This is a genomic window from Cylindrospermopsis sp. CR12 (genome assembly GCF_001432185.1).
Lineage (GTDB): Bacteria > Cyanobacteriota > Cyanobacteriia > Cyanobacteriales > Nostocaceae > Raphidiopsis > Raphidiopsis raciborskii.
This window is the reverse complement of sequence record NZ_LMVE01000043.1, coordinates 52,617-69,215: the sequence shown is the minus strand read 5'-3', so window position 1 is coordinate 69,215 and position 16,599 is coordinate 52,617. Positions and strand designations below refer to the sequence as shown.

17 protein-coding genes, 1 tRNA gene and 1 other annotated feature are annotated in these 16,599 nt (G+C 42.1%); of the genes, 5 read left to right on the top strand and 13 right to left on the bottom strand.

The features are described 5' to 3' along the window. Window positions 1-13: 13 nt before the first annotated feature. The 9 genes from rplJ to ASL19_RS06085 all read right to left on the bottom strand — a co-directional run bounded on the left by rplJ (window position 14) and on the right by ASL19_RS06085 (window position 8,362). Entirely contained in the window at window positions 14-559 is a 546-nt protein-coding gene (rplJ, locus tag ASL19_RS06125; RefSeq protein WP_006276214.1) for a 50S ribosomal protein L10, read from the bottom strand. Window positions 560-623: 64 nt separating this feature from the next. After that, window positions 624-799 (bottom strand) — a sequence feature (ribosomal protein L10 leader region). Beyond that, window positions 796-1,512, bottom strand: coding sequence for a 50S ribosomal protein L1 (gene rplA, locus ASL19_RS06120; protein ID WP_006276213.1), 717 nt, complete (start codon window positions 1,510-1,512; stop codon window positions 796-798). It overlaps the preceding feature by 4 nt. Window positions 1,513-1,578: 66 nt before the next feature. Beyond that, on the bottom strand, window positions 1,579-2,004 hold the full coding sequence (gene rplK / locus ASL19_RS06115) for a 50S ribosomal protein L11 (RefSeq protein ID WP_006276212.1): 426 nt from the start codon (window positions 2,002-2,004) through the stop codon (window positions 1,579-1,581). Window positions 2,005-2,010: 6 nt separating this feature from the next. Beyond that, a complete protein-coding gene (nusG, locus tag ASL19_RS06110; RefSeq protein ID WP_057177653.1) occupies window positions 2,011-2,640 on the bottom strand; it encodes a transcription termination/antitermination protein NusG in 630 nt (209 codons plus the stop codon). Further along, complete coding sequence (gene secE / locus ASL19_RS06105) at window positions 2,640-2,861, bottom strand: preprotein translocase subunit SecE (protein ID WP_006276210.1); 222 nt, start codon at window positions 2,859-2,861, stop codon at window positions 2,640-2,642. Before secE ends, nusG begins: the two co-directional genes overlap by 1 nt. 263 nt (window positions 2,862-3,124) lie before the next feature. Next, window positions 3,125-3,197, bottom strand: a tRNA-Trp gene (locus ASL19_RS06100). Between the two features lie 105 nt (window positions 3,198-3,302). Beyond that, a complete protein-coding gene (gene rplS, locus ASL19_RS06095) occupies window positions 3,303-3,665 on the bottom strand; it encodes a 50S ribosomal protein L19 (protein ID WP_006278210.1) in 363 nt (120 codons plus the stop codon). A gap of 63 nt (window positions 3,666-3,728) precedes the next feature. Beyond that, on the bottom strand, window positions 3,729-6,962 hold the full coding sequence (locus ASL19_RS06090; protein WP_057177652.1) for an efflux RND transporter permease subunit: 3,234 nt from the start codon (window positions 6,960-6,962) through the stop codon (window positions 3,729-3,731). A gap of 35 nt (window positions 6,963-6,997) precedes the next feature. Continuing rightward, window positions 6,998-8,362, bottom strand: coding sequence for an efflux RND transporter periplasmic adaptor subunit (locus ASL19_RS06085; RefSeq protein ID WP_057177651.1), 1,365 nt, complete (start codon window positions 8,360-8,362; stop codon window positions 6,998-7,000). 191 nt (window positions 8,363-8,553) lie between these two features. Between ASL19_RS06085 and ASL19_RS06080 the strand changes: the two genes are divergently transcribed. The 3 genes from ASL19_RS06080 to ASL19_RS06070 all read left to right on the top strand — a co-directional run bounded on the left by ASL19_RS06080 (window position 8,554) and on the right by ASL19_RS06070 (window position 10,061). After that, window positions 8,554-9,090, top strand: coding sequence for a phycobiliprotein lyase (locus ASL19_RS06080; protein WP_057177650.1), 537 nt, complete (start codon window positions 8,554-8,556; stop codon window positions 9,088-9,090). Window positions 9,091-9,330: 240 nt separating this feature from the next. Further along, window positions 9,331-9,633: an RNA-binding protein gene (locus tag ASL19_RS06075; protein WP_057177649.1), complete on the top strand. Its 303-nt coding sequence runs from the start codon at window positions 9,331-9,333 to the stop codon at window positions 9,631-9,633. Between the two features lie 89 nt (window positions 9,634-9,722). Continuing rightward, window positions 9,723-10,061, top strand: coding sequence for a hypothetical protein (locus ASL19_RS06070; protein WP_057177648.1), 339 nt, complete (start codon window positions 9,723-9,725; stop codon window positions 10,059-10,061). A gap of 2 nt (window positions 10,062-10,063) precedes the next feature. On the opposite strand, the gene ASL19_RS06065 is transcribed toward ASL19_RS06070, so the two are convergent. The 4 genes from ASL19_RS06065 to ASL19_RS06050 all read right to left on the bottom strand — a co-directional run bounded on the left by ASL19_RS06065 (window position 10,064) and on the right by ASL19_RS06050 (window position 13,691). Then, window positions 10,064-11,095 carry a zinc-binding dehydrogenase gene (locus tag ASL19_RS06065; RefSeq protein ID WP_006278216.1) on the bottom strand — a complete coding sequence of 344 codons (1,032 nt, stop codon included), beginning with the start codon at window positions 11,093-11,095 and terminating at the stop codon, window positions 10,064-10,066. A 104-nt stretch (window positions 11,096-11,199) separates the two neighbouring features. Then, window positions 11,200-12,351, bottom strand: coding sequence for a beta-ketoacyl-ACP synthase (locus ASL19_RS06060; RefSeq protein WP_057177647.1), 1,152 nt, complete (start codon window positions 12,349-12,351; stop codon window positions 11,200-11,202). 16 nt (window positions 12,352-12,367) lie between these two features. Next, window positions 12,368-13,075: a peptidylprolyl isomerase gene (locus ASL19_RS06055; RefSeq protein ID WP_057177646.1), complete on the bottom strand. Its 708-nt coding sequence runs from the start codon at window positions 13,073-13,075 to the stop codon at window positions 12,368-12,370. Between the two features lie 46 nt (window positions 13,076-13,121). Continuing rightward, on the bottom strand, window positions 13,122-13,691 hold the full coding sequence (locus ASL19_RS06050; protein ID WP_057177645.1) for a photosystem I assembly protein Ycf4: 570 nt from the start codon (window positions 13,689-13,691) through the stop codon (window positions 13,122-13,124). 386 nt (window positions 13,692-14,077) lie between these two features. Between ASL19_RS06050 and psbD the strand changes: the two genes are divergently transcribed. Further along, the gene (psbD, locus tag ASL19_RS06040) at window positions 14,078-15,133 is read left to right on the top strand and encodes a photosystem II D2 protein (photosystem q(a) protein) (RefSeq protein ID WP_006276274.1); all 1,056 of its coding nucleotides are present in this window, start codon (window positions 14,078-14,080) and stop codon (window positions 15,131-15,133) included. After that, window positions 15,117-16,502: a photosystem II reaction center protein CP43 gene (gene psbC, locus ASL19_RS06035; RefSeq protein WP_057177643.1), complete on the top strand. Its 1,386-nt coding sequence runs from the start codon at window positions 15,117-15,119 to the stop codon at window positions 16,500-16,502. The genes psbD and psbC overlap by 17 nt, the downstream gene beginning before the upstream one ends. The last annotated feature ends 97 nt before the right edge of the window (window positions 16,503-16,599 follow it).

The window sequence follows — 16,599 nt, the reverse complement described above, 5'->3', positions numbered from 1 at the left end:
AAGCTAAACGCTCCTATTCAGGTGTGGTTGCGCCTTCCTTATCTTTGTCAGCAATAGCTTGAATACCACGAGCCAAAGAACTGGGAACCTCCTTGATACCCACAGCAACTTTTGTGGCCAATGCGTTGATAGCTCCCGCAATTTGTGCCATCAGCTGTTCCTTGGATGGCAAATCTCCCAAGGCTTTGACATCCTCATCCTTGAGCAAGCGCCCTTCCATCACTCCGCCACGCAGTTCGGTCTTCTTAGTGGCTTTTTGAAATTCTTGGTAGGCTTTAATTGCTGAAGAGAAATCTTCCTTAACTAGCAAGAAAGCAGAAGAACCCTTGAGCAACTCTGACATCGGTTGCCATTTTTCTTCCTCCTGAATGGCCAGTCCCATAAAGGTATTTTTAGTCACCTTACAGACCGTACCACTAGGACGTAAACGCCTTCTCAAGTCGGTGATTTCGCCAACCGTTAGACCTTGATAATCAATTACCAGTGCCAAAGTTGACTGACTTAGAGTCCCCTTTAAGTCCGCTACTATCTCTTTTTTGTTTTCTAACGTTCTACCCATACTTGTGTCACCTCCTAGGGTAAATGCTCAGTCGTGAGTAATTTAGTTATGGCCATGTTGACTTACCGAAAACAACAAACCCCAGCGATCTTCGCCGGGGTTTCATAGTAGTATTTTTAATGCTGTAGTTCCCACGTCTGTTTAGCAGATGTGGAATTACTTCAGTCAGTTAAAATTACAACCTCGGCAGGATATTAAGCTATACGCACCTGCTGTCTCCGGCTTAATTATGCAAATTATGCAACGTCAGTTGTTTTGAAATCTCTCAGGGCATTAATATCAATTTTAATTGATGGACCCATGGTAGAAGAGATGTAGAATGTTCGCCAATACCGACCTTTTGCTCCTGAAGGACGATTACGGTCAATGGTCTCTTGCAATGCTTTGAGGTTGACCAGCAGGTCTTCCGAAGAAAAGGAGGCTTTACCAAACATAACATGAACAATGCCAGTTCGGTCAGCACGAAATTCTAGTTTACCAGCTTTAAATTCACTAATCGCACTTGCTATGTCAAATGTTACTGTACCACCTTTAGGAGATGGCATCAACCCACGAGGACCCAATAATTTCCCTAGCTTTGCTACCTGTGGCATCACATCAGGAGTAGCGATTAGCTTATCAAAGTCCATCATGCCCTTCTGAATTTCATCAATTAGTTCTTCAGAACCAGCTATGTCCGCCCCTGCATTGGTGGCTTCTGTAACTTTCTCACCTCTAGCAATAACTGCTACCCGCACTATCTGACCTGTACCCTTGGGTAACACCACAGTGGTTCGCAGTTGTTGATCTGTGTACTTAGGGTCAATTCCCAGGCGAATATGCGCTTCAGCAGCTTCGGCAAATTTTGCCGTAGCAGTCTCTTTCAATAAAGCTAACGCTTCTAAGGGAGTGTAATCCCGCTCTTCTACTTTTGCTTGCAACGCCTGTAATCGGCGTGATACTTTCTTTACCATGTTTTCCTCCTGGGGTTGTTTCGAAGTTCCTCACCTCTCCCCCAATATGATTTGAGATTGGGAATTTTAATCCTTAATGGTCACACCCATGTTTTTGGCTGTTCCCTCCACAATGTTCATCGCTGCTTCAATGTCGTTGGCATTGAGGTCAGGAAGTTTGGTTTGGGCAATTTCTTTTAACTGAGTTCTAGTAATGCTACCAACCTTTTTCTTGTTTGGTTGGTCGGAACCTCTCTCAATTTTTGCCGCCTTACGAATTAAAACCGATGCTGGGGGTGTTTTGAGTACAAAGGTAAAACTCCGATCCTCAAATACGGAAATTTCTACCGGAATTACCATACCAGCTTGGTCAGCTGTTTTGGCATTGTACTCCTTACAAAACATCATGATATTAACACCATGTTGACCAAGTGCAGGACCAACCGGTGGTGCTGGGTTGGCTTTCCCAGCATTTAAGGCCAATTTAATGACCGCCACTACTTTCTTCGCCATTTGGATTTAGCTCTGTTTTTGTACCTGATTAAATTCCAGTTCTACTGGTGTATCTCGTCCGAAAATCGAGAGTAGAGCTTTTAGTTTACTCCTTTCTGGCGACACTTCAATCACCTCACCCTCAAAATCCTTGAATGGACCAGAAAGTACCATGATCTTATCACCCGTAGCCATGTCAATTTTAACTACTGGCTCCTGTTCTGTGGTTTGCTTGAATATACGCTCTACTTCTGAGTTGCTTAGAGGAACCGGTTTGACGTGACCGCGACTTCTCCCGCTACCATGCTTCTGCTCTGCTCCTACAAAATTAATCACATGGCTAGTATTTTTTACTATTTGCCAAGTGTCATCACTCATCGTCATCCGCACTAAAACATATCCGGGAAAAACTTTCTCTTCTGTTTGTTGACGGGTGCCGTCTTTACGGATTTTGACTGCTGGAGTGTGGGGTATTTCTACCTGAATAATTTTGTCAGCCACATCAAAAGTTTGAATACGCTGTTCTAAAGTCGTTTTTACACGTTTTTCGCAACCAGAGGCTACTTGTACCGCATACCAACGTGCTTCATTTACTGTTGTTTCCAGGGTATCTTCTGACTGGAAAGCATCCCTTGGTTCATCTGTTGCATAACTCATCAGAACACCTGTTTTGCTGCCCAAGCAAAAAGTCCATCAACTAGATATATTAAAGATGCGGATAGGGTTACCATTAATAAAACGGCTGCTGATTCACTCACCAGCTGTTTACGACTGGGCCAAACTACTTTCTCAAGTTCTTCTTTTGTTCCCTGGAAAAAGTTGTTGAAGCTAAACCCACCACCACTTTCTGGCATTTCTGCCTCGTTTTTTTTAGTCACGGTCTTTATACCCCCGTTTCTTAGGTTGCTTTATCGAATTCACACCTTAGTTTAGCACGCCAGTCCTAAATTGAGGAGTTAACTCGGTGCGGTTGGCGACATTGTATCACCTAGGATTTTTACACCCTAGCCGCTCTCTGGTAATTTACACCTATGCCATAGAGATAACGACAAATTCTATCCCAAGTCTTGCTAAAAAGTCAAGGCCTCAAAAATGTGAAACCCAAGCTAGCTCATGTTAACCTATTTATCATGACTTTCAGCGCGCCCTGGAGGACTTGAACCCCCGACATTAGGTTTTGGAGACCTACGTTCTACCAACTGAACTAAGAGCGCACGACTTTTGTGTTATTTACACCATGTTAATCTTATTTTTCTTTCTAGTCAAGGGGTAAGCTAAATTTATCAAATTTAGCTTCTTATTCCCATATTATCACTCTATCACAAAGCACGATCAAAGCGTTGTTTAATTCTGGTAGCTTTACCAGATAGTTGACGAAGATAATATAATTTAGCTCGTCTAACTTTACCGCGACGCATAATTTTGATATTGTCAATCCGTGGTGAGTGCAGTAAAAATACTCGCTCCACCCCTACGCCCTGAAATACCCGACGTACGGTAATAGTCTCGTTAATCCCCCCATTCCGTTTGCCAATGACTACCCCTTCGTAGGGTTGCACACGATATTTATCGCCTTCTTTGATTTTTACTCCCACCCGCACTGTGTCACCTACATAGATTTGAGGTAGGTCGGACTTTAACTGTTCCGCTTCAATGGAGCGGATAATTTCTTGAGCGTTCATAGTTCAGTTGTTTTATAGAAAAAACCACAATTAACAATAATAAACCTATAGGTGTCCCCTAGTCTAGATCTTTGAGCTAATTTGTTCAGCCATTTCTTTATTTCTGGCTATAGATGATTTTAGCCACTTATCTTTTTTCCAACCACCTCCTATTAAATCATGTAAAAGGGTGTAAAAACATGGGATAATAAATAGGGTCAATAAGGTGGCTACAGACAAACCAGAAAACACCACTACGCCCAGGGGTTGGAGAAATTCAGATCCTTCGCCAATGCCTAATGCTAGGGGAAACATGCCTAAAACCGTGGTAATTGTTGTCATTAGGATTGGGCGTAGACGCTGGGGTGCTGCTTTTAAAATAGCGGTGCGACGGTCTATTCTTTCCCTTTCCCTGATTTGATTAGCCAATTCTACCATAATAATGGCATTATTTACCACGATTCCTACCAATAAAACCGCACCCACAATTACGGTTGCACCAACAGCAGTTTTGGTAATATAAAGACCAAAAACACCTCCAGCTAGGGCTAGAGGTATGGTAAATAAAATGACTAATGGATCTACAAGGGAATTATATTGTACAGCCATGACAATAAATACTAAGAATATGGCCAGACCACCTAAGACTTGTAGTGATTGTTGAATTTGGCGATTAGACTCTGCTGTTGCACTGGGTAAGACGCTCACGGTTGGGGGGAACTCTACAGTATTTAAAACCTGATCAATCTGTTCTAAGGCTTGATTTAAACTAGCTCCTTCGGTTAAATTACCTGCAATTAAAAATACTTGACGCTGGTTAATCCGTTGTATTTCTCCCGGTGCTTTACTAGTAATGATCGTCGCTATATCACTTAGTCTAACTTGTTGATTACCTTGTGTGAATAAAGGTAGTCTTGCCAACTGGGAAGTAGTGTTTAGCGCATCCTCATTTAATTCCACTCGCACATCCACTAATCGATTATCTCGTTGTATTTGGGTGGGGACACTACCTGTAATAGCTGTTTGAATTGTTTCTCCAATTTCTTTAGTGTTTAACCCCACATTTGTCACTCGCTCCCAGTTGGGTAGAATTTGGATTTCCGGTTGTTTAGCATCTCCATCGGGACGAAATCTCAGGGCGGTCACTTTTTCTTCTAGGATTGCTAATAACTGACGACCTTTTTTTTCTAGGATATCCCCATCGGTTCCTTGGAGGATAATATCCACATCCGCACCACGAGCGGGTGAGTTACTAAGCAATAAACCCCTTACTTGTCCTCTGGTTAAACGCAGTCGAATATCAACCAAGTTTAGTTCGGTAAATTTTTTACTAACCCGCTCAATATAGCTTTCTATATCTGAACCTGGTTTTAGGGTAATTGTACTGGAACTGCGTAGGGGATTGGCTGTGCTATTACTACCAAAGAGAAATCCACCAACAGTGGAAAACACATATTTAGTTTCCGGTTGTTTACCGACAATTTCATCAACCAACCCCATGACTTTTTGATTGGTTTTGAGGGGAGTACCGGGGGGAAATTGGGCAAACAGATTGACCTGTCCGGTATTAATTTGGGGGAGAATTTCTTGTTTTAGCTGGGGTGCTATCCAATAGCTACCACCACCTAATAAGAGAGTAGCCATAATAATTGTTAATAACCGCCAACGTAAAATTCCGGTTAAAAATTTGCCGTATAATCTAGTAGCAGCTGCGAATTGTTGATTAAACTGTTGAAATAACCAAAAATTGGTTAGGGAAATGGGAACTGGCCAACCTAATAATCGAGATGTTAACATGGGTACAACAGTAACAGCTATTAAAATGGAAGCTGCTACAGCAAAGCTAATGGTGAGAATTAGTTCGTTAAATATTAAGGAAATAAAACCACCAATTAACAAAAATGGTAAGACTGCTACCAGGTTGGTACTTGTGGAAGCTATCAATGCTGATTCTACTTCTCGACTGCTAAGTTCAGCTTGTTCAATAATTGTGTTTGCTGATAGGTTACCTAGGCGATTTTGCCTTTTATTGTGAGTAATACCTGTGGTGATATTTTCTAACATAACAATAGAATTGTCTACCACAATTCCCACTCCCAATGCTAAACCACCCAAGCTAAAAATATTTATTGATAAACCAAATAACCCCATGAAAATAATAGCTGCTAGTGTAGCTAGGGGAATAGAAATAACAATTATCAAGGTTTGTCGTAAGGACCCAAGAAATAAAAGAACGGCAAAACCTGCTAATCCTGCACCTATTAAACCAGAGGTGGTAACATTAGCTAGGGAGTTTCTGATAAATATTGATTCATCTAAGGTGGGTGTTAATGTTGATTCTTCGGGTATTTTACCAGCTTGTTTGAGTTGGGTTATTTTCTCTTTGATTCCATCAACAACATTGACAGTATTAGCATCGGGTTGTTTTTGAATACTAACTTTTACCGCTTCTTCACCATTGAGCAAAACATAAACTCTCTGTTTTGCTGCACCATCAGTAACTTGGGCAAAATCTCTCAGGTAAACCCGATTTTTACTGGGGGAATTAGGCGTGGATACTTCTAAGGAAAGATCATTAATCTCCTGGGCATTTTTAAATCTCCCCACTGTGCGAGTTAAGGGTTCGGAATTACTTCCTAAAATTCTCCCCCCAGAAATATCTTGATTGCGATTTCTCAGTTCGTTTAATACATCTGTTAAACCTACTCCTAGGGCTTGTAAACGATCTAAATCAATATTTACCCTTACCTCTTCTTCCACTCCCCCAGATACGTCTACCAGTGCGACTCCTGGTACTAAACCCAATTCACGCCCTAATTCTTCTTCGGCAAAAACTCGTAAATCTACTCCTTTAAGGGTGGGTGAGGTGAGAGCAAATTCATATATGGGTAGTTGGGAAGGGTCAAACTTAAATAACCGGGGTTCTTCTATGGTCTCTGGTAATCTATTTCTGGTGCGGTTAAAAGTTGCTGTAGCATCATTGAGAGCTTGATCAATATTTCCTCCCGGTTGAAAATATAGGTCTAAACTCACTTGTCCTTCTCGAGTACGGGAGACAACTTGAATTACTCCTTCTGTCGCGGAAAAGGCTTCCTCTAAGTTTTTGGTGATTTCATCCACTGCTACTTCTGGTGAAATCCCCGGTGCTTCTATTCTGACTCCAATCCGAGGATAGGTAATAGATGGTAATAGGTCTACGGGTAATCGTAGAATGAAAAATACACCCATGACAATCACTGCTAGGGTTAGCATTAAAGTGCCAATATGTTGGCGAATAGATAGGGCACTTATACTAAAACTTTTGTGGATATTTGACATTTGTTTAAGGGGTTATTCCTGTTGATTTTAAGTCTTTAGTTTGGTAATTCTGACAGTGCTGATAATTTAACCCTTTGACCATCCTGAAGGGGTTTACTGCTCCGAACTACATAACTGTCTCCCGGTTGTATTCCAGAGATAATTTCTATTTTGCCATCAGCTTCTTTACCCAACACAACTGGTTGTTCTTTAACTTTTACTCTCTTTTCGTTCCGTTCAATAACAAAAATGGTGCTGTTATTATTCGGTGATGATGTTTCCTGGTCTTGATTATTAATTGCTGTTTTGAACACCACTACCCTTGATGATTCTTGTCTGGAAAAATTGACTCTGGCCAACATTCCACTACGAATTTTTCCCTGGCTATTGGGAATGACTATCTCTACGGGCACTACTCTAGCTGTGCTATCTGCTACTGGTGAAATTCTTTCTATTCTACCTATAATTTTTTCATCGGGAAAAGCATCTAAATTTACTTCTACCCTCTGACCTATTTCCACTTTCCCCAGTTCTAATTCTGAAACTTTTACCACTACTTTGATCTGACTTAAATCGGCAATTTTTATAACTTCGTTCCCTGATTGTAAAAGGTTCCCTGGTTCTGTGATTTTTTCTGTTACTACGCCTGTAATCGGAGAAATTAAATCAGTATACGAAAGACGCTCTCTGGCTGCTTTAACTACTGCTCTCTGGGCTAAGACTCTATTTTGCGCCGCTGCTACTGCTTTGTTTTCTGTTCTTTGCTTTTCTATGGTTGATTTCAAAATCTGTTGATATGTCTTAACTTTTGTCACAGCCTGCTGGGCAGCTTGTTGGGAAATCGCCCCTTCTTGTAATAGTTTCTGCTGTCTGTCTGAGTCAGATTTCGCTTGCATCAGTTCTAATCTAACTTTTTCTACCTCCGCTTCTATATTTCCTACCTGGATCCTGGCTCGCTCTACTTCTGATTCACGATTTCCTAACTCCGCTTCCTGTTGCTCTAATCCCGTCTTCAACAAAATATCATCTAGTCTACCAACCCTCTGTCCCTTGCTTACCCTATCCCCAATCTCTAAATCTAAACCAATTAGTCTCCCCTCTACTTGCGATCGCACGGATATTATTTTCCTAGGAACTGTACTACCTGTATAAATTAACTCCTGATTTAGGGAGTCCGTTCGGGCGATCGCCACATCTACGGATATTGGTTTAGCACTTCTTTTTCCGGATGAATTTTGAGATTGAGCTTCTGCTGATTCTTTAACCGTGGAAACACAGCCAGTTGCCAAAATTCCCAGAAACAAAACAGACACCAGTAATATCTTGTGTCTATGATGGCTGATTTGGCTTACCCATGACCCAGATGGTATGATACTTAATACCTTTACTGTTGTTCGTGACTCATTTGGGACTAAAACCATAAGTTTACTTTTTTAGGTCACTATAAATGCTATTACATATTAATTATTACTGACATTTCCGGGAATTGTGAAATTATGGTAAAAATTGGCATAAGAATGTTCATTAATAACCATCACCAAAAAAATTTTTCCTGTATATTAAGAATAGTAAAGATATCGTAAGTTTTTTCCCGATTTGAGGTAAGCAAAAAATGACAATTTTGGTAAAAACTACTCAAATTGCTGATGAGCAAGAGATTGCCGATTTTTTCCGCGACTCTGCAGGTACATGGCGTTCTGAAAGACGCTACTATACCCTACCAGAAGGAAAAACCCAAGAACTAGTCAGTATGATTACCATTGATTTTCTACCCAAAGGGGATGAGGAATTGCTGACATTGGCCCAACTACATAATTTACCAAACCTAGATAGTTTGAGCTGTGGAGCAAAGGTCAGTTGGCAAAGCGTGGATTTGGAAAACCTAGAAAAAAAAGTGCACGGTCAAACCATATTTGGTGCTTTGGGCAAAATCTTATATCGAGACAAGGGGTTTGCCACAACCAAACCAGTAACCGCTGATTATATTATTTCCCAAGCTCATACCCTATGCTTACGAACAGAATACAACCGCGCAGTTTTTGAAGAAGAAATAAAACTAATCGGTGATAAGTACCGCACAAGACAAACCATCATCTCTCGTGATGGAAAACCTCTTACAATAGGGCAGTACTTAGAGAAACGAGTTTAGTCCCATTGTTACTAAGCGTTATAATTAGAGTTATAGCTAGATTCATGTATTTGAGGAAATCAAAAAAAACTTTTCCAAACTACCCCAAAAATTAATTTCTATGTCATGATAAAGAAGAGACTTAATTCGGCGATTAGTATTTTGTTGTTAGTATTGACAGGCTTTTTTTACTTGTGGTATTTACAGACTCCTCTCCGAAATCTAAATCTCTACAAACTAATGATTTTGGAGATATAATTCATGTCGGTTTATGTAGGAAATCTTTCTTACGAAGTTACACAGGATGCCTTGACAGCTGTGTTTGCGGAATATGGATCGGTTAAACGGGTTCAAATCCCCACTGATCGGGAAACGGGTCGGGTTCGTGGTTTTGCTTTCGTGGAGATGAATTCAGAAGCAGAAGAAACTGCGGCGATCGAAGCACTTGATGGTGCAGAATGGATGGGTCGTGATTTAAAAGTGAATAAGGCTAAACCTAAGGAAGATCGTGGTGGTAGTGGTGGACGAGGAGGTGGTTATGGTGGTGGGCGTAACCGCTACTAATTCCCAACTGTCGCAGTAATTTGTGATAATAGCAGCTCATGCTCTTGCAGTGTGAGCTTTTTTCTCAACTACCACAATCAAATATCCCAATGAACTACCAAATAGCACGTAAACTATTAATAGATCAAACAGAAACCACTCGGGATACCCTCTTAAACCGTCTCCGACAGGGCAAATGGCCCATACCAGGTCAAATTACGTCTATTTTATTAGCATTAAAACTTGTATTTGAATCCTTAAAGGATGTCAATACTATAGATAAAGAACTAGCCTGGTCACTGCATAAACTAGGCAGTAAGTGTTTAGAAATATTGACAATGGAGCTAAAATCTGACACTGAATGGCCTCCACTGTTAAAAGAGGACTTGCAAAGAATTACCCTAGCAGTTGAAAGTATATTTTCCGGTACATGGGAAACCAAAAAATGAGGTCAATGGGGGACAATAGCTACCTTAATTGCCAGACGTGCTTTCATATCGTTAAGCGCCTGTTCTAAATCTTCTAGGGGAGCTTGGTTACTAATTAATAACTCAAAAGCAATTCTCCGACTTTCTATAAGAGAGAGAGCATCCCTAACATATTTAGGAGTATTGTGAAAAACACCTTTTACAGTTAATTCATCATAATGAAGCTGTTCGGTATTGATATTAATGCTAGTGTCTTTAGGACAACCACCAAATAAATTAACGGTTCCACCGGGACGGGAACAGGAAATAGCAGTTTCCCACACACTGGGAACACCAGTAGCTTCTATGACTACATCTGCTCCCCATCCATCCGTGAGTTCCCTCACCTTAGTGGGAATATCCGTGACCTGATGATAATTAAAAATCCGGGATGCTCCCAATTGTTGACCAATGTGTAGACGGTGATTATTGCCACCCCAGAGAAATACCTGGGCTTGCAATTCCCGGGCCAAAACCCCTACAAACATCAATCCAATAGCTCCATCACCCAAAACAACCACTCGGTCATGGGGTTTAATATGGGAGCGAGCTAATCCATGAAGCACACAGGCCAAAGGTTCAGTCATGGAAACTAGGGCCAAGGGTAATCCTGCAGGGACTCCCAGCATATTGTGTTGAACAATGGGGGCGGGTATTTTTAAATACTGGGCAAAAGTACCATTGTTCCAGGTAAGATTTGGACAAAGGGAGTATTCTTGTCGTTGACAAAAGAAACACTTCATGCAGGGGGCGGAGTTATTGGCCACCACCAGCTCTCCTACATGCCAATTATCCACACCAGATCCAATAGCGACAATGGTACCCACGACTTCATGTCCGAATAATGTGGGAGGTGTCAACATTCGCGCATGACCGCCACGTCGCCACACTTTTAGATCTGTACCACAAGTGGTGGCAGTCTCCACTTTAATTACCACTTCTCCCAATGCGGGGGTTGGGTCTGGTATCTCCTCTAATCTTATGTCTTCCTTTCCGTAAAGTAAAGCTGCTAACAAGTTTTCTCACTCCATCTATCTAAATAAATAACATAAATAACTAAGTAGGGAGGCACAATTATTTGTAGGATGCCCATGGGGGCCAACCTACGTTCATCTTATATTTAATTCCACCTTCCCAAGGTAATCACCGCGTTTTGTCCTCCAAACCCAAAACTACAGCATAGAACATGTTCTACCCGACTTTTTTTTGCTGCTGTGACCAAGTTTAAGTTCATTTCTCTGTGCTTTAGTCCCACATTGGGGGGTAATATTTGATTTTTGATGGCCATTAGGGAAAAAGCTACACCCAATGACCCTGATGCTCCTAAGGTGTGACCAGTGGCACCCTTGGTGGAACTAATCGCTACCTGGGGGGGAAATAACTCTTGTATGATTTTACCCTCTATTTGATCATTGATCTTGGTGGCCGTACCGTGGGCATGAATATAGTCTATATCTACCTCGGTCAAATTACTACGTTCTAAACATTGCTTGATGGCTAACATCCCACTCTGAGCTTGTGGTTCTGGTTTGTTACCATGAAAAGCATCTGCTGTCAAGCCAAAACCTAGGATTTCTCCGTAAATATTTTCTGGGGTTAACTGACGCTGTTCTATTGACTCTTGAGATTCCAAGACAAACACTGCTCCCCCTTCGCCTAAAACTAAACCCTCTCGATTAATATCAAAGGGGTAAGCACCCGTCTTAGCCAAAGCTCCCATTTGCTGAAATCCACAAATAGTCAAAGGTGTAATTGGACACTCAATAGCACCGGCGATCGCCTGATGACATTGACCACTTTGAATCAACATTACAGCTTGAGCGATCGCCCAAATACCGGTAGAGCAGGCTGCCATTGGGGCTAAAACAGTTCCCAGACAGGAAATTTGTCTAGCAACTGTGATAGCATTCATCACTGGCAAACTATCCAACCAATGTTCCAGATTTGACCATGGCGGAGTGTCATTCATTTGTTGTGCCAACTTTTCCCAAGATGCTTGGTAACTGCGACTAGAACCGATAACCACCGCACAATCAGGTAAAGGGGGGGACAATTTAGCATCCTTGAGGGCCTGATCTACAACTTGGGGGGTCAAAATATTCAAAGATAGTGGTTGGTGATGGATTAAACCCAAGGGAACAGGTGCCAATTCTGGGAAGAGCTGGTGTAATTGAATGCCACTTTTACCCAAGAGTAGATTCTGCCAGCTTTCTTGCAAACTCATACCCAGAGAGGAAACTAAACCAATACCGGTAACAAAAACCCTAAGCAATTTGAGATATTAATAACTACTGTGGAAGTTTTAAATTTGCCAATCCCTTTGTAACCTCAGCCTGGTCAATTCTATCGCCTTGCTGAATTTGATTAACCACCTCAATACCATCAGTGACATAACCGAAAACTGCATAGGCACCATCTAAAAATCCTAAATCAGCCAAAGCAAAGTAGAATTGAGATGAAGCAGAATTAGGAGTTTGAGATCTAGCCATAGCTATGGCACCCAGTTTATGGGTCAAAACAGGTTTTTCGGAAATTGTTTTGCCATAGACTGGCTCTTTTTGGCCTCGGGGCTTAATTTCCAGGGGGATGAGACGTTCAATGTTCAGTTGGGGATCCATATACCCACCAGTTCCCAATCTAGCTTGGGGAAAGTTGGGATCTTTGCTTTGAGGATCACCACCTTGAGCTACAAAGGGTTGGGGGTCACGCACAACGCGATGAAACATTAGTCCATTGTAAACACCCTTTTGAACCAGGTCTAGGAAATTCCCAGCAGTAATAGGAGCGTTATCACCATCCACTTCAATAGTAATAGGTGAACCCTTAACCGTCATTACCACAGTGGCCTTACCCACCAAGCGAGGTAAATTTGTATAGTTTGGGGAAGCACTAGAAGCTATTTGACTGGGGGAACAACCCGTAAATAAGACACTGCTAAGGATGAGTGCTAACCACAGAAACTTGAAAGATTTAAATTGGGGGATTTGAAAGTGCATTGACACTAACTCAACTATATATAAGGTATGAGTATAGGACGAATAATTAGAGTCCTTCCAAGGGAACGCCCAGAAAACGAGCCAATTGAGCCCCTTGAGTTTCCAACTCTGATAAGGATAGGGGTTGACCAACACGAGTCAAGGGAATATCCCTTCTCGCCTTGACCTTGAGATAAAGTGCTCGTTGAGGATTGAGACCTTCTTTAATAGAAATGCGAACAGACTGTATATCTCGTATAGAGCTTTCAATGGCAATTTGGCGGTCTTTGCCAGGAAACCCCCAACGAAAGATTTTGAACTTACCAGTTTCCTGATTAAATTCATTATAACCACCACCTACATCCCACAAAATTACTAGCCATAAATATAAGGCTAAAAGTATACCCGCTATTCCATATATTCCCATCACTAGTCCTTGAGGGACAAATATTAGCTCAGTTGCATCAGTGACAATCAGTAGATTAACTTTTAAATAGCTAGAAATGCTGGCTAATGAAAAGCCGGATGCTCCTAAAGTAACAATAGTTGCCCAGGAGTAATTACTCAATCGTCGGGAACCGAGAACGTTTTGATGTAGGGAAATTTCACCTTTGTCAGTCACTGTTGATGATGTCATTTGAAATACTTAAAGCTAGTTGCTCACGTAGGTGCTCAGTTTCCAGAACTCACCAACAAAACATCTTAACACAACGACTGACAATAATTATGTATGTCCCACCTATTGCTCCAATATCAAAAACAAAATTTTCAACCCAAAATTTTCCATAATGTGATAAGTTAAGAATCATTAAGTTGTCATCACCTAAATAACCAGGTAGTGGCAACAGTCCTGGCATAATTTATGAGAAACACCCAAATTGAATGGTTCAATCTCATAATTTCTACCGTATACTGGTAGAGTCAAGACTCTAAAAAAACGTTTAATTCACCATGCTGAGGAAATAACCCTTCCCACAGCATCCTTAAAAACGTAGCAATTTTAGTAAACAAGAGGATTTTTCCATGACCATCGCAGTTGGACGCGCCCCCTCTAGAGGGTGGTTTGACGTACTAGACGACTGGTTAAAACGCGATCGCTTTGTATTTGTAGGTTGGTCAGGAGTATTACTATTTCCTTGTGCCTTCCTAGCATTAGGCGGTTGGTTAACCGGTACTACTTTTGTTACATCTTGGTACACCCATGGTTTAGCCTCCTCCTACTTAGAAGGAGCTAACTTCTTGACAGTAGCAGTATCCACCCCTGCAGACAGTATGGGACACTCCCTATTATTCCTGTGGGGTCCAGAAGCTCAGGGTGATTTTACCCGCTGGTGTCAACTAGGTGGTTTGTGGCCCTTTGTTGCTTTACATGGTGCCTTTGGATTAATTGGCTTCATGTTGCGTCAATTTGAAATTGCTAGACTAGTAGGTATTCGTCCTTATAACGCCCTGGCATTTTCCGGTCCGATTGCCGTATTTGTCAGCGTTTTCTTGATGTACCCATTGGGACAATCCAGCTGGTTCTTTGCACCCAGTTTTGGCGTAGCAGCCATATTCCGGTTCCTATTATTCCTCCAAGGTTTCCACAACTGGACCTTAAATCCCTTCCACATGATGGGTGTAGCAGGAATTTTAGGTGGAGCTTTACTATGTGCTATCCATGGTGCAACAGTAGAAAACACCCTATTTGAAGATGGCGAAGGTTCCAACACCTTCCCCGCATTCAATCCTACCCAATCGGAAGAAACCTACTCCATGGTGACAGCAAACCGTTTCTGGTCACAGATTTTCGGGATTGCTTTTTCCAACAAGCGCTGGTTACACTTCTTCATGTTGTTTGTACCCGTTACCGGATTGTGGATGAGTGCTGTAGGGATTGTAGGTTTAGCATTAAACCTGCGAGCTTATGACTTCGTATCCCAAGAACTACGGGCAGCAGAAGATCCAGAGTTTGAAACATTCTATACCAAGAACATTTTATTAAACGAGGGTATCCGAGCTTGGATGGCGCCTCAAGACCAACCCCACGAACAGTTCGTATTCCCAGAGGAGGTACTACCACGTGGTAACGCTCTCTAATAGATCCGTTGTAGGTGCTGGCCGTGACCAAGAAAGCAGCGGCTTTGCTTGGTGGTCAGGTAATGCACGTTTAATCAACCTTTCCGGTAAACTACTTGGTGCCCATGTGGCCCATGCTGGTTTGATTGTATTCTGGGCCGGAGCAATGACCTTATTTGAGGTTGCTCACTTTGTCCCAGAAAAGCCCATGTATGAACAAGGGCTAATTCTGTTACCTCACCTAGCTACCCTGGGTTGGGGTGTGACCACCGGTGGTGAAGTTATAGATACCTTCCCCTACTTTGTAGCTGGGGTATTGCACCTAATTTCTTCTGCTGTTTTGGGTTTTGGCGGTATTTACCACGCTGTACGCGGTCCTGAAACCTTAGAGGAGTATTCCTCCTTCTTTGGTTATGACTGGAAAGACAAGAACAAAATGACCAACATCATTGGTTTCCACCTGATCATCCTCGGATGTGGAGCGTTGTTGTTGGTACTGAAAGCCATGTTCTTTGGTGGAGTCTATGATACTTGGGCTCCCGGTGGTGGAGATGTACGCATAATTACTAACCCTACCCTTAATCCAGCGGTGATCTTTGGTTATTTAATCAAAGCTCCCTTTGGTGGTGAAGGTTGGATTATCAGCGTAGATAACATGGAAGATATCATTGGTGGTCATATCTGGATTGCCTTCATTTGTATTTCCGGTGGTATCTGGCACATTTTCACCAAACCTTTTGCCTGGGCACGTCGTGCTTTTATTTGGTCTGGTGAAGCTTACCTGTCTTACAGTTTGGGTGCTTTATCCATGATGGGCTTTATTGCTTCCGTTATGGTTTGGTATAACAACACTGCGTACCCCAGTGAGTTCTTCGGTCCTACAGGTCCTGAAGCTTCTCAAGCACAAGCTTTAACATTTCTAATTCGTGACCAACGGTTAGGTGCTAACGTAGGTTCTGCTCAAGGTCCTACAGGTTTAGGTAAGTACCTGATGCGTTCTCCCACTGGTGAAATCATCTTTGGTGGTGAAACCATGCGTTTCTGGGATTTCCGTGGTCCTTGGTTAGAACCCCTTCGTGGTCCCAATGGTCTTGACCTAGAGAAGATCAAGAATGATATTCAGCCTTGGCAAGCTCGTCGTGCTGCTGAATACATGACTCATGCTCCCCTGGGTTCTTTGAACTCTGTAGGTGGTGTAGCTACTGAAATCAACTCTTTTAACTATGTATCTCCTCGTGCATGGTTGGCTACTTCTCACTTTGTATTAGGTTTCTTCTTCCTCATTGGTCACCTGTGGCACGCAGGACGCGCTCGTGCAGCTGCTGGTGGTTTTGAGAAAGGACTGGACCGTGAAAACGAACCAGCATACTACATGAATGATCTTGACTAGAATTTCCTAGTTTTGTATTTGAAGTGTCAGCTGAAGTGTTAGCCCTTGTTGAAAAACAGGGGCTTTTATAATTTATGGGTCTACCCACCCACTTAAG

Coding starts and splice junctions, on each gene's coding strand:
- rplJ (WP_006276214.1), bottom strand. CDS start 559: ATGGGTAGAACGTTAGAAAACAAAAAAGAGATAGTAGCGGACTTAAAG.
- ASL19_RS06090 (WP_057177652.1), bottom strand. CDS start 6,962: ATGTCAAATATCCACAAAAGTTTTAGTATAAGTGCCCTATCTATTCGC.
- ASL19_RS06075 (WP_057177649.1), top strand. CDS start 9,331: ATGTCGGTTTATGTAGGAAATCTTTCTTACGAAGTTACACAGGATGCC.
- rplS (WP_006278210.1), bottom strand. CDS start 3,665: ATGAACGCTCAAGAAATTATCCGCTCCATTGAAGCGGAACAGTTAAAG.
- psbD (WP_006276274.1), top strand. CDS start 14,078: ATGACCATCGCAGTTGGACGCGCCCCCTCTAGAGGGTGGTTTGACGTA.
- rplA (WP_006276213.1), bottom strand. CDS start 1,512: ATGGTAAAGAAAGTATCACGCCGATTACAGGCGTTGCAAGCAAAAGTA.
- rplK (WP_006276212.1), bottom strand. CDS start 2,004: ATGGCGAAGAAAGTAGTGGCGGTCATTAAATTGGCCTTAAATGCTGGG.
- ASL19_RS06080 (WP_057177650.1), top strand. CDS start 8,554: ATGACAATTTTGGTAAAAACTACTCAAATTGCTGATGAGCAAGAGATT.
- ASL19_RS06085 (WP_057177651.1), bottom strand. CDS start 8,362: ATGGTTTTAGTCCCAAATGAGTCACGAACAACAGTAAAGGTATTAAGT.
- nusG (WP_057177653.1), bottom strand. CDS start 2,640: ATGAGTTATGCAACAGATGAACCAAGGGATGCTTTCCAGTCAGAAGAT.
- ASL19_RS06055 (WP_057177646.1), bottom strand. CDS start 13,075: ATGCACTTTCAAATCCCCCAATTTAAATCTTTCAAGTTTCTGTGGTTA.
- ASL19_RS06050 (WP_057177645.1), bottom strand. CDS start 13,691: ATGACATCATCAACAGTGACTGACAAAGGTGAAATTTCCCTACATCAA.
- ASL19_RS06070 (WP_057177648.1), top strand. CDS start 9,723: ATGAACTACCAAATAGCACGTAAACTATTAATAGATCAAACAGAAACC.